Origin of the sequence: Brevibacillus sp. HB1.2 (genome assembly GCF_013332495.1) — a bacterium.
Classification (GTDB): Bacteria; Bacillota; Bacilli; order Brevibacillales; family Brevibacillaceae; genus Brevibacillus; species Brevibacillus porteri.
The window spans coordinates 1-15266 of the sequence record NZ_JABMIU010000013.1; the positions used below are offsets into that span (position 1 = coordinate 1).

Here is a 15266-nt window from a genome sequence, read left to right on the forward strand (position 1 = left end):
CTTCCCAAGCGACTATTGTTTACATCTTGAAAGCAGCATTCAAGGGGGTGCTTCATTAAATGCATGTAGACTCCCAACAGCTCGTAGAGGAAACAGGAGAAATAAGCGAAGATCTTTGGACACACCTACCGAGGCGCAGTGAAAAAAAGAGAAACTGCCTTGAGCGTCCACCTCTGAGCCACATCCTGATGGACTACTTTGGACGCGGTTTCGCTTTTTTCACGGAGCCGGGCACCCAAGCTCCCTCGCAGGTGTTCCAAGAAGCTGAGCGTTTTCTCCTGTTTCCTCCCCACCCCACATGCGAGAGAGAATAACGCACGATTCCTTTAATCGAATGAGTAACCGAGAGCTAATCCAATCCGATTCATAAAGAAAGACAAAGTCCGGTTAAAACCGTGCTAAACGAACGTTCACAATAACTGGAAGCGAGCGTATAATCAAATCACAATCAAGCTTAATCAAGAAACAACACATACGGCCTAGTTCCGAGATTCTCGGAAGCGGGGGAACCAATCTTTTGGGGTTAATCCTGAGTGATCAGGAGGGATGAGGAAAAGTCTTCTCTGCCATCCTACCCGTCAGCTAACCTCGTCGGCCAAAGCAGGGAAGGTCATGGATGGATAAAGTCTAGGCATATAATACGCAACAAGGGGATTCCTTGCGGGCGTGTGATAGGCCGATGCAGGCTTTTTCTTTGGGACCTTTGTTCTGGAGAAAAAGGATGGATCGGCCTATTTTTTATGGAAATACCGATGAGCAGCTTACGCCATACAGACGTTATCGAAAAACGTGTGGATCGCTGGGAGGCAGTCGGTGCGACATAAACCGCTGACAATCGAAATCAGGAAGACAGAGTACAGGGAGTCCTGAAAAGGGATGCCAGGTATTATGTAAGCCTGCGGATTTTTTACACGAGTATAAATCAAGCGTGCCTGCTTGGTTTTGCTGGAGTGTGGAAACTTCGCAGGCTTTTTGCATTTACGAAAAAACGAAGGATGAGGGATACCATGCCCAAAATGAAGGTTCATCAACTGACAAAAGTGTTCGGCAAGCAGCCCGAGCTGGCCTTGAAGCTACTGGCAGAAGGACGTACGAAAGAACAAATTTACAAGCAAACGGGCCAGTCTATCGGGGTGAATCAGGTCAGCTTTGAAGTCGAGGAAGGTGAAATCTTCGTGATCATGGGCCTGTCCGGCAGCGGCAAGTCAACCTTAATCCGACTGTGTAATCGACTGATTGATCCAACGAGTGGAAGCATCGAGATCGACGGGGAAGAGATCGTGGACATGAAGGCATCGGCTTTGCGCGAGGTGAGGAGGAAGAAGCTCGGGATGGTTTTCCAAAACTTCGCCCTGTTTCCGCAGCGGACGGTACGAGAAAACGTCGAGTTCGGTTTGGAGATTCAACAAGTACCACCAGGACTCCGGCAAGAAAAAGCACGGGAAGCGCTTGCGCTCGTTGGATTAACCGAGTGGGAAAATGCGTACCCGGATCAATTGAGCGGAGGGATGCGCCAGCGAGTCGGATTGGCGCGGGCGTTGGCTAATAATCCAGATATTCTCTTGATGGACGAAGCGTTCAGTGCACTGGACCCGCTCATTCGAAAAGACATGCAGGATGAGCTACTGGAGCTTCAGATGACGATGAAAAAGACGATCCTGTTCATTACACATGACTTGCACGAGGCGTTGAGGCTGGGTGATCGGATTGCCTTTATGAAAGACGGACAGATCATTCAGATCGGCCGCCCGGAAGAAATCATGGCAGACCCAGCGGATGAATTCGTGCGGAAGTTCGTCGAGGATGCCGACCTGTCCAGAGTGCTCGTTGCTGAAAATGTGATGAAACGGGCAGAAGCAATCACGCCTGACAAAGGGGCGCGAGTAGCGCTGCAACTCATGATGGATAACGGCGTGTCCAGCTTGTACGTCGTGGACAAAAAGCGCACACTGCTCGGCTTGATTACGGCGTATGACGTATCACTCGCGATCGGTACGGGGGATTCACTGGAGACGATTATGAAAACCGACCTCCCTACCGTTTCACCTGACGCACGTCTGCACAGCTTGTTCCCGATGATGGCAGACCTGCACGTCCCGATTGCGGTAGTGGGTGAGCAGCAGCGTTTGTTGGGTGTCATCGTAAAAGGAGCGGTGCTAGGCGGGCTGGTAGGCAAAGTCAATGTCCAAGAACACCAGAGAGCAGAGGTGATGAGTGATGGACGTCGTGCCTAAGCTGCCGATTGGCGAATGGATGGAAGGGTTCGTGGAGGTGCTGGGTCAGTACAAAGGGGTATTGTTTGATCCAGTGTCTATCGTCATCTCTACGATGGTGACTTACTGTTCCACGGTTTTGGCAGAGATACCTTCGCTGATTCTCATCTTGCTGCTGGGGGCCGCTGCGTGGGTTTTTGCAGGGAGAGCGTCTATGGTCTTTACGGTTGTCGGACTTTCTCTCATTCACAACCTGGGGTACTGGGATGAAACGATGGAGACATTGGGACTCGTCCTCACTGCCACCATGATTTCGATCGCCATCGGGATTCCGGTGGGCATTCTTTGCGCGAGATACGATACGTTTCGCAATCTGGTCACGCCAATACTGGATTTGATGCAGACGATGCCAGCGTTTGTTTACTTGATTCCCGCAATCTTTTTCTTTGGCTTGGGTGAAGTGCCGGGAGTCATTGCCTCCGTTATTTTTGCTTTGCCGCCAATCGTGCGTCTCACGAACTTAGGCATACGTCAGGTGCCAGCGGAAATGGAGGAAGCAGCGGATGCCTTTGGCGCAACTGGGTGGCAAAAGCTCGTGAAAGTGCAACTGCCGTATGCGAAATCGACGATCTTGGCGGGGGTCAATCAGTGTATCATGCTCGCCCTGTCGATGGTGGTCATAGCGGCTATGATCGGGGCGAAAGGCTTGGGTGCAGACGTATATCGCGCCGTATCGCAAGTGGATATAGGAAGAGGATTCGAGGCGGGGCTATCCATCGTGATCATCGCTATCGTCTTGGATCGGCTTACTCAACATGCAGGAAAAAAGGAGAGAAACATATGATGAACAAAGCGGTTCCAGCTTTACTGGCAGTGATGATGGGAGCGACAGCTTGGCTCGCAGGCTGCTCCAGTCAAAACACAAACACACAAATACCGACAGCAACGGTAGTCGGTCCTATTCCTTCTGAGACGTCGGACAACGCGCTAGGAGAAAAGCTCGACTACAAAATCATCGGAATCGACGCAGGAGCAGGCTCGATGGTGAAGACAGAGGAAGTCATGAACTTGTATGGCTTGGATAAATGGCAGCTTGTTGAAGGCTCCGATGCAGCGATGACAGCAGCTTTGATCAAGGCGTACGAAGCGAAGGAACCGATTATCATTACGGGCTGGACGCCGCATTGGATGTTTAAAAAGATGGATTTGAAATATTTGGAGGACCCGAAGAACGGCTTTGGCGGAGCGGAACAAATCCATACCATCGTGCGCAAAGGGCTGAAAGAGGATCAGCCTGCTGCCTATCAATTTCTGGATAAGTTCTGGTGGGAGCCAGCCGATATGGAGTCAGTCATGGTCCAAATGATTGACGGAAAAGATCCGGAAGTGGCCGCTGCGGAATGGGTAAAAAACAACGAAGCCAAAGTAGCGAAATGGGTGGAGGGCATCCAGCCTGTCCAAAAAGAGAAGCTGACTCTCGCTTATGTAGCATGGGATTCCGAGATTGCCAGCTCGCACGTTGTAGAGCATGTGCTGGAGCAGAAGCTGGGGTATGAAGTCGAATTGAGTCAGGTGCAGACTGGACCGATGTGGGCAGGAGTGGCCATTGGGGATGTAGATGGGATGGTTGCGGCTTGGCTGCCGTCTACAGATACGAGCTATTTGAAAAAGTTTGGTGGGCAATTCGAGGATTTGGGTCCGAATCTCGACGGAACCAAAATAGGACTCGTGGTTCCTTCGTACATGAACATCTCGTCCATTGAGGATCTCCAATAAGGAAGGGAGGCGCTGCTATGAAGCATTATCTCGTAATGGGCAAGGGGGAAGCTTTCACTTCTTTTGTCCAGACACTAAGCTGTGACAGTTTGCCTGCTTTTTGGGGAAGGAATCCCGGTGCCTTTTCATTGACAGCGGGGCCTTGCGACAAGACGATTCAGCGTTTTTTGCCCATCTCATTTGACGAGTGCTACCGCGATCAGGAATCCTTGCTGCTCTACCATTCCGTCTACATCTTTCCCGATGACTGGGCGGAGGGACGCGACTTCATTACACTGTTCAAGCAGCTTGGCACCTGCCGGATTTTTGTGATGACGCAGGAACATCGGAACGCGATGTTATACAAGGCGCTCGGGGCGAATCACGTCATTGTGAGCCAGCCCGGGTATAAAGGCTACGGCTGGTTGGCCGAACAGATGAGTGGGTAAGAGAGGAATAGAAAAGGCTCCGCCTGCAAATGAAGGCGGAGCCGCGCTTTGTAAAATTAGCCCAATATTTTTTCGAGGTCCTTGTCCAATACATAAACCTCGATCCGTTCACCCATTTTCGTGCTGATATCACTATGGCTGGATAGTACCTTGCAGCTTGTCAGCTTTTCTACGATTTCTTCCGATTCTTCGCTGTACATCTCACGGAGAACCTCGCGCATTTCTTTGACGATGCGGCGACCTTTATCGTGACTGGACAGATGCTTTTCTTCGACGGTGAGAACACCTTTAAATCTGACGATGACCATATCACCGACGATGTAGGTCTTCGCTTCCTGTGGACCTCGTCCAATCAGATCGCGCTGAAATTTTATGAATGCTTCGCTGATTTCGGCTTCCAGCTTTTTTTTGTTAGAGATGGCCAAACGCCATACCTCCCATAATTTATCATTGTGCCTAATATTACTCAGCCGTCTTGGGGCTGTCAACCTACGAAAAAAGAGGGGGGAGACATTCCTGTGGTGATCGTCTCCATTTTTGCTGTTGGTATTTTTCTCTATTTGATCTATGCGTTATTGCATGTGGAGGAGCTATGAAACAATTGATAGGAAAGGCTCTACTTGATAGTTTTCGCAAGCTGAACCCGTTGGTCATGAAATCGAATCCCGTGCTGTTTGTCGTAGAGCTCGGGACGGTTCTGATTTTGCTGATGCTGTTGTTTCCGAAGTATTTTGGTACGGAGGATCAGGTAGGGTGGAATACAGTCGTTTTTTCCGTTTTATTATTCACGGTGTTGTTCGCGAATTTTGCTGAGGCATTGGCAGAAGGACGCGGGAAAGCACAAGCAGATACATTGCGAAGGGCCAAGCGGGATACGGAAGCCAAGCGACTCAAAGCCGATGGCAGTGTGCAGGTTATTTCATCTGGCGAACTGCGTAAAGGTGATCACGTCTTGGTCGAAACAGGAGATATCATCCCAGGAGATGGTGACATTATCGATGGCTTGGCCTCCATTGATGAATCTGCGATCACGGGCGAGTCGGCTCCGGTCATCAAAAGGGCGGGCAGCGACCAGACGTCTGTAACGGGCGGGACACGTGTCATTAGTGACTCTATTATCGTGAAAATTACGACGAACCCCGGGGACTCTTTTTTGGATCGGATGATTATGCTCATTGAAGGGGCCAAGCGTCAAAAAGCACCGAATGAAATTGCCTTGAATACAGTTCTTATCGTCTTTACGCTTATTTTTTTGATTGTCGTCGTCACCCTGGTTCCGATTGCTTCGTATGTGGGTATCGAGCTGGATATCTCCGTCTTGGTCGTTTTGCTCGTTTGTCTCATTCCGACCACGATTGGCGGCTTGTTATCGGCCATTGGCATTGCGGGGATGGATCGTGTCACCCGCTTTGGTGTCATCGCGATGTCGGGTAAGGCAGTAGAAGCGGCTGGTGATGTCAACACGATCATTTTGGACAAGACAGGCACGATCACGTATGGTAACCGACTGGCGGCAGAATTCGTTCCTGTAGCAGGAGTCGACCAGAGGGAGCTGATGGAAGTCGCAGTGCTCACTTCGCTGTTCGATGATACGCCAGAGGGAAGCTCCGTCATGATGCTCGCCCAAGCAAATCAGGTTGTCTGCGATGTCAAAGCGTACGAAGGAGAGATTATCCCGTTTACTGCTGAGGAGCGCATGAGCGGTTTGAATTACAAAGGCGTCCACTATCGAAAAGGAGCAGTTAGCGCCATTAGTGCCTATGTCAGGGAGCGGGGGGGCATGGTGCCACCAGATCTTGAAGAAAAAAGCGCGCGAATCTCGCTGCAAGGTGGTACTCCACTCGCTGTATGCAAGGACAGTCAGGTTCTTGGCCTGATTTACTTGAAGGATACGGTGAAGCCCGGGATTCGTGAGCGTTTTGAAGAATTGCGGAAAATGGGCATTAGGACCGTCATGTGCACAGGCGACAATCCACTGACAGCGGCCACCATCGCCAAAGAAGCTGGGGTCGACGATTTTATCGCCGAGAGCAAGCCCGAGGACAAAATCAGAATCGTCCGGGAAGAGCAGGCACAAGGGAAAATGGTTGCGATGACCGGAGATGGCACGAATGATGCGCCAGCGCTGGCCCAAGCCGATGTAGGCATCGCGATGAACAGCGGGACAACGGCTGCGAAGGAAGCGGCCAACATGGTCGATCTCGATTCAGACCCGACGAAGATTTTGCAGGTCATTTCCATCGGGAAGCAGCTTCTCATGACCCGCGGCGCATTGACGACCTTTAGTATCGCGAACGACTTTTCCAAGTATTTTGCGATCATCCCTGCGATGCTGGTCGAGCAAGTACCCGAGATGCAGCTTTTGAACATCATGAACCTGCAGTCTCCGTCCAGTGCTGTTCTATCCGCACTTTTATTCAATGCGATTATTATCCCACTCTTAATCCCGCTGGCATTGCGGGGAGTGCGCTATGTGCCCATGAATGCGAACCAGCTTCTCGTCCGGAACTTGTTGATTTACGGCGTAGGAGGAATCATTTTTCCGTTCATCGGAATCAAGCTGATTGATATGGGACTGCAACTGTTCTGGTAACCAAACAGCTATGAATGACATACGGAGGTGTACTCACGTGAACGTATCGTTGCGTTCCAAAATCATGTGCGGCTTTGTCGCTACGGCCCTGCTAATCGGAGTGCTGGGGCAGCTCTATTACACAAAGCTGGTTGAAATCAATGCGCGCTATGATGCCAGTTTGGGACTTGGAGAAGAAGCAATCAGGCAAGTAGAAAAGAGTGTGCTTGAGGAGCTTTCCTACATTTATGTGACGAGTGTTGGGATGTTTGTTTTGATCATCGGATTGGGCTGGATCATCTCTGGAAAAATTAGCCGATCCATTCGTGTCATTGCCGATGCGACAGAAACAATGGCAGCAGGAGATTTGACAGGAGCAGAGATTCAGATCGCCACGCAGGATGAGGTGGGGCAGGTAGCCCAAGCGATTAACCAGATGGCGCGGAATTTACGCAATTTGATCGGGCAAATCAGTACGGGAGCGGATCATGTTGCGAATGCTTCTGAGGAGCTGGCGACGAATGCCTTGCAAGCAACGGAAAACAGCCGATCGGTTGTCGCAGCGATGCTAGAGCTGGTGGATGGCGCTGGGGAGCAAATGAAAGGCTCCGATCAAACCGTCGATTCGATGGAACACGTAGAAGAAGCTGTGAAACAAATGGAGGAGTACGCGCAGCATGTCTTCGGATCAGCCAAAAGTGCCTCTGCGGCGGCCGAAACAGGAATGGAAGTCATCTCAAACACCGTGCAGCAGATGGCAGACATTGCGGCTGCTTTTACCACAACAGAGAAAGCTGTGATGCAGCTGGGCACGCGATCAAGGGAGATTGAAGCGTGTGTGGCTATCATTAAGGCGATGGCGAATCAGACAAATCTTTTGGCGATCAATGCTGCGATTGAAGCGGCACGAGCGGGAGCGTCAGGCAAAGGCTTCGCCGTCGTAGCCGGTGAGGTGAGAAAGCTCGCAGATCAATCCAGGCAAGCGGCGGAGCAGATCGCTGACATGCTCGAACAGATGCGACAGGACGTTGCCCGGGCAGTAGGGTCTATCGAAGGAGGAAATACAGAGGTCGCTTCTGGCGTGACGGTCGTAAAGGAAGCAGGGGATGCGTTTGCAAAAATTAGTCTGGCGGTCCAGCAAGTATCCATGCACATGAACCAAGTCGCGACAGGTCTGGATCATACCGCGGGCAAAACGGTGACAGTGACAGCCCAAATGGGTCAGCTTGCACATATCGCGAAGGCGGCGTCTGAGCGGGCTGATCAAGTGGCACAAGCGGCCTATCAGCAAAACAGTGCGGTGGAGGCGTTTCGTGAGTGCCTTGATTCACTCAGCAAGCTGGCTCACCAGCAAAAAAGTTTGATTCGCAGATTCAAGACATAGGTGATGGGTATGGGACTATGGCTAGAGCAGCAACGGATCGAGAGGCAAAAACAAACGGCGCTAAAGCTGGCTGCTGCGGTTGCCGCGCTCGTGCTTGTCATCGTCTTGTTGCTGCTCTTCTTGACGGAGGAAACGCGAGGAGGTGTATGGCTGGCTGGGTTAGTGCCTATCTTGATCATCACGGCTATCTGCTATCGCATGGCTCTGAGGTACGCCTGTGATACGCATCAGCTGGAACAAACGTATTGGGAGAACGAGGAAAGGAAGATTCACTCGATATTGGAGAGCATCAAAGACGGTTATTACGAATTGGACGAGCGAGGTCGGTTTCTCGCTGTGAATCCTGCACTCTCTGAAATACTTGGAGCACCTGCGCATGAGTTGCTGGGAGCAAGCTATCAGGAGTATGTGGGCAAGCAAGATGCCCTGAAGCTAAAGCACGCGTTTCGGTGGGTGTCGCATACCGGGACGCCTGTCCAGCAAATTGACTGGGCGTTTGTCCAGCGTGACGGTCAGAGGCGCTTAGTGGAGGGCTCCATTGTGAAAATTAGTGAAAAATCGGGCGGTGTCACCGGGCTGCGCGGGATTATCCGCGACGTGACGGATCGCAGGCAGGCAGAGCAGACAATCAATCACATGGCGTACCACGATGCGTTGACTGATCTCCCGAACCGTCGACTTTTCGAGGCGGAGCTGACGATTGCGCTATCCCAGGCGAAGCAGCAAGGACAGATGATGGCAATCCTGTTTTTTGATTTGGATCGTTTTAAATACATCAACGACTCCTTGGGGCATTATTTCGGGGACTGCTTGCTCCAGTCGCTCTCTCATCGATTAAAGGAAAATGTCGGATCGGCAGGCATATTGGCTCGCATGGGCGGAGATGAGTTTACGATGATCTTCCCTGCAATTTCTGACGAGACAGAGGTGATTGCGTTGGCAGATCGGATCATTGCGTCCTTGCAATCGCCGCTTCAGGTGGAGGATCGGGAATGCATTGTCACGACAAGTATCGGGATCAGTATTTTCCCGAGAGATGGAGAGGATACGCAAACCCTCATGAAGCATGCAGATGCCGCCATGTACAGTGCCAAAGAAAAGGGCAGGAATCGGTACAACCTGTACTCGTCTACGATGAGCCTTCATGCGGCGGAACGGCTGGCAGTCGAGCAGGAGCTGCGCAAGGCGTTGGAGCGCAATGAGTTTAGACTACATTATCAGCCGCAGCTCGATTGCAAAACAAATCAGGTGGTCGGGGTGGAGGCACTGCTCAGGTGGCGGCATCCTGAATGGGGTATGGTCTCGCCAGCCGAATTTATCCCCTTGGCGGAAGAGACTGGCTTGATTGTGCCCATTGGGGAATGGGTGCTTCGAACGGCTTGTCAGCAAAACAAAGCATGGGCAGAAGCAGGCTATCCTTCCCTGCGCATAGCGGTGAATCTATCAGCCCGCCAATTTCAGCAGGAGAATTTGGTTGGCATGATCAAACAGGTGCTCCAAGAAACGCAGATGCAACCGCAATTTCTGGAGCTAGAGATTACAGAAAGTGCCGTCATGCAAAACGCCACGCGGTTCATTGGAATCCTGCATGAGCTGAAAAATCTGGGGATATGGCTGTCCATCGACGATTTTGGGACAGGCTACTCCTCGCTAAGCTACTTGCGCGATTTTCCCATTAACCGCTTAAAGATCGATCGGTCGTTTGTGAATGATATTACAGAAAACGAAGATGCCGTCATCGCCAAGTCGATCATTGCCATGGCGCACAGCTTGCAAATGAACGTACTGGCGGAGGGGGTGGAAAACGAAGTTCAGCTAACCTTTTTGCGTGAGCAGCAGTGTGATGAAATGCAGGGCTACTACTGTAGTAAGCCATTACCTGCGGAGCAATTGGAAGAATGGATGCAACAATCAGGCACGACTGCTCTTGCAGTATGGGGAAAATAAATGAAAAAAGGAGAGAAACGATGAAATATCATGATCGGATGAGGCCTGATAGGTTTAAATCGCTTACACGGATAAAGAACGCAAAAATCGTGTGAAAAAGACTGAAATAGGACATTAACATCCGATTATGCCGGACGTATAATGAGACTCGTAACCAACAATTGCAAATATGGCCAAATCCCGAGGCACTCGGGAACGGAGGACCCAATCAGTAGGGGTTAATCCCACGCATGAATCGTGGGAGGGATGAGAAACTCTTTCGCCATCCTACCCGTCAGCTAACTTCGTCGGCTAAAGCGAGGGAGGTCTAAAGACCGCCTGTTTGAGGAGGCCTTTTTGTTATCCATTGAGGGACGACAAGGGTTGACTCGAAACGTAATGCAGGTCTTTTCGTTTTGCTCAAAAACGGTCAATGACCGTTGTTACTTACAAGTAAATAACTGTTTTCGGAAAAAGGAAACGGGAGACAAAACGCAAAGAAGGCAACTTCAAGTCGGCTGGGCGTTAGGTAGACCAATGAGTACTTTTTCTCCGATACAAAGGATCGTATTATTTGCCGCGGGATGCGGGCGACTTCGTTCGTCTGTCCATCTTCAGTTCGGTCAAATGCGGCGGTCTTTCGGGGAAATCGTAAGCATTGGTCTATTTTTTTCCCAAATGGCAGGTCTTTTCAAAAAAGGAAGCCTGTGCAGGGGGAAGCGAGAGAGACGAGTCGGCCAGACTTCACGGAATAGTTAGTACGGCAAAAAAGGAGGGACATTGCATGGACGTGGTTTCCATACTGCTCTTGGCGCTTTCATTCGGTGTATTTTTTGCACTCATCAAGTTTTGTGACGCCGTGGTAAGAGAACAGGGAGGGAAAGAGAAATGATCTGGTTGCTGCTGATTGTGGCAGGGCTTGCGATGTACCTGTGCCACGCATTGATTTACCCGGAAAAATACTAGGGGTTAGAATCATTCGTCTATTTGGAACCATTTTTTAGAGGGAGTAGGAGGAACTGTCGTGGACTTTTTACAAATAGCGTTGGTTTTGGTGGTGCTTTTCGTGCTCGCCATACCGATGGGAAAATATTTGGCACGCTCCTTTTCGCTGGAGACGACCCGATTGGACCGTGTTTTTGGCGGGGTGGAAAAAGCGATATACAAGCTGTCTGGCATTCGTGTAGCAGATATGACCTGGAAGCAGTACGCAATGGCTGTTCTGGTCAGCAACATTTCGATGGTAGCCATTGCCTATCTCTTGCTTCGTTTGCAAGGGATGCTGCCGGGAAACCCAAGTGGAATTACGGCAATGGAGCCGTTGCTTTCCTTTAACACGGCCATTAGCTTTTTGACGAATACGAATCTTCAGCATTACAGCGGGGAGAGCGGATTGTCGTACCTGTCGCAAATGCTGGTCATTATTTACCTGATGTTTACGACGCCAGCAACAGGGATCGCGGTCGTGATGGCCTTCATGCGCGGGCTGACAGGGCAGCACAGCATCGGTAACTACTACGTAGACCTAGTACGTGCTCATACACGTGTGTTGATTCCGCTGGCGATTGTCGTGACATTGCTCTTGGTGTCCCAAGGCGTGCCGCAGACGATGGAGCCGACGGCAACAGCGACAACTATTAGCGGAACGGAGCAACAAATCGCTCGCGGTCCGGTCGCTTCACTCGTATCCATTAAGCATTTAGGAACAAACGGAGGCGGATTCTTCGGGGTAAACTCCGCGCATCCATTTGAAAACCCGACACCGCTAACAAACGTGATCGAAATTATGTCGATGTTTTTGATCCCAGCGTCACTGCCATTCACATTCGGCTTCATGGCGAAGAGCCGCAAGCAAGGCTGGGTTATTTTTGGAGCGATGTTCGCGATGTTCCTGGCGTTTCTGGTCACGGCGTATGCCAATGAAGTAAACGGTAACCCGGCGCTGGAACGGGCTGGCCTGTCACAAGTAATGGGCAGCATGGAAGGAAAAGAAGTCCGTTTTGGTATCGCACAAAGCGCCTTGTTCACTGCCGTGACAACAGCGGCAACGACAGGAACCGTGAACAACATGCACGATACACTGACGCCACTTGGCGGTTTGGTTCCGCTCGGTGAAATGATGCTCAACTGCGTATTCGGCGGAGATGGCGTCGGAACGATTAACATTTTGATGTATGCGATTTTGGCTGTATTCTTGGCGGGCTTGATGGTAGGGCGTACGCCTGAATTCCTCGGCCGCAAGATCGAAGGTAAAGAGATGAAGCTGATCGCCATCGCGATTCTCGTTCATCCCCTGATCATTTTGGCGCCAACCGCTATTGCATTGGCGACAGAAATGGGATCATCCGCAGTGTCGAACCCAGGCTTCCACGGCATTTCACAAGTGCTGTACGAGTACACTTCTTCGGCAGCCAACAACGGTTCCGGTTTTGAAGGATTGGGCGACAACACACCTTTCTGGAACATTTCTACGGGACTCGTCATGCTGTTCGGTCGATATGTTTCGATCATTACGATGCTGGCGGTAGCAGGCTCCTTGCTCGCAAAAACGCCGGTACCAGAAACGATGGGTACACTGCGCACAGACAATAGTGTATTCACGGTGATTTTGATTGCGACTGTGGTAATCGTAGGCGCACTGACATTCCTGCCTGTGCTTGCTCTTGGCCCAATCGCCGAGTGGCTCACGATCCGTTAATTAGAGGAAGTTCAAAAAGTCGACTTTTGATCACGATGTAATCGTGAAAGCAAATTCGGCATCGAAAGTAGCGTTCACCTTCGAAGTCCGGTGCTCATGTAGGTCCCCTACACTCCGCTCCTCCTTCTTCAGGTTCTCGCCACTTTCTCGGTGCTGAAAAGCCGACTTTTTGAACAAATATCCATACTAGAGGCAAAGGAGTAATTTTCCATGAGTAGAACGCGCACGGTTGCGCTTCCTAAAGATTTGTACCAGCGGGCCTTTGTCGAGTCTTTCAAAAAATTGGACCCGCGTGTGATGATGAAAAATCCTGTCATGTTCGTGGTAGAGATCGGATTCTTCATTACGCTCCTCTTGACGTTTGCACCCAATTTGTTTGGGGGGGCTTCGGACCCGTTTTTCAACGGCGTTGTCAGCTTTATCCTGTTCGTGACGATTTTGTTCGCCAACTTCGCAGAAGCCTTGGCAGAAGGTCGTGGCAAAGCACAGGCAGAGAGCTTGAAAAAAACGAAGCAGGACACGCAAGCAAAAAAAGTGGGGAAAGATGGACGCATTCAAGTCGTCAGTTCCACAGAACTGCGAAAAGGCGATCTGGTCATAGTGGAAGCAGGCGAGCTGATTCCATCCGACGGGGAAATCGTCGAGGGTGTCGCCTCTGTGGACGAATCTGCGATTACGGGTGAATCTGCTCCGGTCATTAAAGAAGCAGGTGGCGATTTCAGCTCCGTCACGGGAGGTACACGTGTCGTCAGTGACCGCATCCGCGTCCGCGTGACGACGGATCCCGGCGAATCGTTTTTGGATCGCATGATTTCGTTGGTAGAGGGCGCGAAGAGACAGAAGACCCCGAATGAAATCGCGTTGAATACGCTGTTGGTTAGCTTGACGTTGATTTTCCTGATCGTCTGCACGACCTTGCAGCCTATTGCGAACTATGTGAATGCAGCCATTCCAGTTGCGACACTGATTGCGTTGCTCGTTTGCTTGATTCCGACCACGATTGGCGGACTCTTGTCAGCGATTGGGATTGCGGGTATGGACCGGGTCACACAGTTTAACGTCATCGCCATGTCTGGTAAAGCCGTAGAGGCATCCGGTGACATCAACACGATTATTTTAGATAAAACGGGAACGATCACGCATGGTAACCGGATGGCTGCTGAGTTTGTCACTGTAGGCGACAGCAAAAGCACAGAATTGAACCGTGTAGCTGCACAAAGCTCCATCCATGACGAAACACCGGAAGGACGCTCTGTTGTAGAGCTGGCGAAAAAACAAGGTCTGGCACCGGCTGAACTGGTATTGCCTGGTTCCGAGGGTGTGGAGTTCCGCGCTGAAACAAGAATGAGCGGGACGAATCTAGCAAGCGGCGTCCTCATTCGCAAAGGGGCAGTCGATGCCATCAAAAAATATGTAACAGAGCAAGGGGGCAACATCCCTGCTGACTTGGATGAAAAAGCAAACCGGATTGCGACGGCGGGCGGCACGCCATTGGCTGTAGCAGAAGGCAATACGATTCTCGGATTGATTTACTTGAAAGATACCGTAAAGCCAGGCATGCGCGAACGCTTTGAAGAGCTGCGCCGCATGGGAATTCGTACAGTCATGTGCACGGGGGATAACCCGCTGACAGCAGCGACGATTGCCCGCGAAGCAGGTGTGGACGATTTCGTAGCCGAAGCCAAGCCGGAAGATAAGATTGCACTGATCCGCAAAGAACAAGCGGCAGGCAAACTGGTCGCCATGACAGGTGACGGTACGAATGACGCGCCAGCTCTCGCACAAGCCGATGTCGGTTTGGCGATGAACACGGGTACGGTAGCAGCGAAGGAAGCAGCGAACATGGTCGATCTGGATTCTGACCCGACTAAGATCATCGAGGTTGTGGCGATTGGCAAGCAGCTTTTGATGACACGCGGTGCATTGACGACGTTCAGTATCGCCAATGACGTAGCGAAATACTTCGCGATCATTCCTGCGATGTTCATGCTGGCGATCCCACAAATGAGTGCGCTCAACATCATGGGTCTGGCTACACCGCAAAGTGCGATTCTGTCCGCGTTGATCTTCAATGCGATCATCATCCCGATCCTGATTCCGTTGGCGATGAAAGGCGTGAAATACACGCCAATGAGCGCGACAAAGCTGCTTAGCCGCAACCTGGTGATCTATGGCTTGGGAGGAATTATCGTTCCGTTCGTGGGCATCAAGCTGATTGACTTGATTTTGGTTGGATTGAATCTGGTGTAACTCATATTGAAAAAAGAAA

11 protein-coding genes and 2 riboswitches are annotated in these 15266 nt (G+C 50.9%); of the genes, 10 read left to right on the forward strand and 1 reads right to left on the reverse strand.

The annotated features are described in order from the left end of the window. Positions 1–466: 466 nt before the first annotated feature. A riboswitch (cyclic di-AMP (ydaO/yuaA leader) is annotated at positions 467–613 on the forward strand. Positions 614–1007: 394 nt separating this feature from the next. From HPY28_RS23405 to HPY28_RS23420, 4 genes are read left to right on the forward strand one after another with little or no spacing between them, the layout of a single operon-like run. Then, positions 1008–2234: a quaternary amine ABC transporter ATP-binding protein gene (locus tag HPY28_RS23405; RefSeq protein WP_017247170.1), complete on the forward strand. Its 1227-nt coding sequence runs from the start codon at positions 1008–1010 to the stop codon at positions 2232–2234. Then, a complete protein-coding gene (locus HPY28_RS23410) occupies positions 2218–3057 on the forward strand; it encodes an ABC transporter permease (RefSeq protein WP_069851933.1) in 840 nt (279 codons plus the stop codon). Before HPY28_RS23405 ends, HPY28_RS23410 begins: the two co-directional genes overlap by 17 nt. Beyond that, a complete protein-coding gene (locus HPY28_RS23415; protein WP_173624135.1) occupies positions 3054–3989 on the forward strand; it encodes a glycine betaine ABC transporter substrate-binding protein in 936 nt (311 codons plus the stop codon). The genes HPY28_RS23410 and HPY28_RS23415 overlap by 4 nt, the downstream gene beginning before the upstream one ends. 17 nt (positions 3990–4006) lie before the next feature. Further along, a complete protein-coding gene (locus HPY28_RS23420) occupies positions 4007–4417 on the forward strand; it encodes a hypothetical protein (protein WP_174231522.1) in 411 nt (136 codons plus the stop codon). A gap of 56 nt (positions 4418–4473) precedes the next feature. Here HPY28_RS23420 and HPY28_RS23425 read toward each other — a convergent pair whose 3' ends face one another. Then, positions 4474–4842 carry a Na-translocating system protein MpsC family protein gene (locus HPY28_RS23425; RefSeq protein WP_017247174.1) on the reverse strand — a complete coding sequence of 123 codons (369 nt, stop codon included), beginning with the start codon at positions 4840–4842 and terminating at the stop codon, positions 4474–4476. Between the two features lie 167 nt (positions 4843–5009). Here HPY28_RS23425 and kdpB (HPY28_RS23430) point away from each other — a divergent pair, with 167 nt between their 5' ends. The 6 genes from kdpB (HPY28_RS23430) to kdpB (HPY28_RS23455) all read left to right on the forward strand — a co-directional run bounded on the left by kdpB (HPY28_RS23430) (position 5010) and on the right by kdpB (HPY28_RS23455) (position 15247). Next, complete coding sequence (gene kdpB / locus HPY28_RS23430; RefSeq protein WP_069851937.1) at positions 5010–7010, forward strand: potassium-transporting ATPase subunit KdpB; 2001 nt, start codon at positions 5010–5012, stop codon at positions 7008–7010. Between the two features lie 37 nt (positions 7011–7047). Next, entirely contained in the window at positions 7048–8373 is a 1326-nt protein-coding gene (locus tag HPY28_RS23435) for a methyl-accepting chemotaxis protein (protein WP_173624134.1), read from the forward strand. Positions 8374–8382: 9 nt separating this feature from the next. Further along, on the forward strand, positions 8383–10320 hold the full coding sequence (locus HPY28_RS23440; protein WP_174231523.1) for a putative bifunctional diguanylate cyclase/phosphodiesterase: 1938 nt from the start codon (positions 8383–8385) through the stop codon (positions 10318–10320). A 161-nt stretch (positions 10321–10481) separates the two neighbouring features. Beyond that, a riboswitch (cyclic di-AMP (ydaO/yuaA leader) is annotated at positions 10482–10628 on the forward strand. A gap of 559 nt (positions 10629–11187) precedes the next feature. Continuing rightward, the gene (gene kdpF / locus HPY28_RS30975) at positions 11188–11265 is read left to right on the forward strand and encodes a K(+)-transporting ATPase subunit F (protein ID WP_111914364.1); all 78 of its coding nucleotides are present in this window, start codon (positions 11188–11190) and stop codon (positions 11263–11265) included. Positions 11266–11323: 58 nt separating this feature from the next. Beyond that, the gene (gene kdpA, locus HPY28_RS23450; protein WP_174231524.1) at positions 11324–12997 is read left to right on the forward strand and encodes a potassium-transporting ATPase subunit KdpA; all 1674 of its coding nucleotides are present in this window, start codon (positions 11324–11326) and stop codon (positions 12995–12997) included. Between the two features lie 210 nt (positions 12998–13207). Next, on the forward strand, positions 13208–15247 hold the full coding sequence (gene kdpB, locus HPY28_RS23455; protein ID WP_017247181.1) for a potassium-transporting ATPase subunit KdpB: 2040 nt from the start codon (positions 13208–13210) through the stop codon (positions 15245–15247). Positions 15248–15266 lie beyond the last annotated feature (19 nt).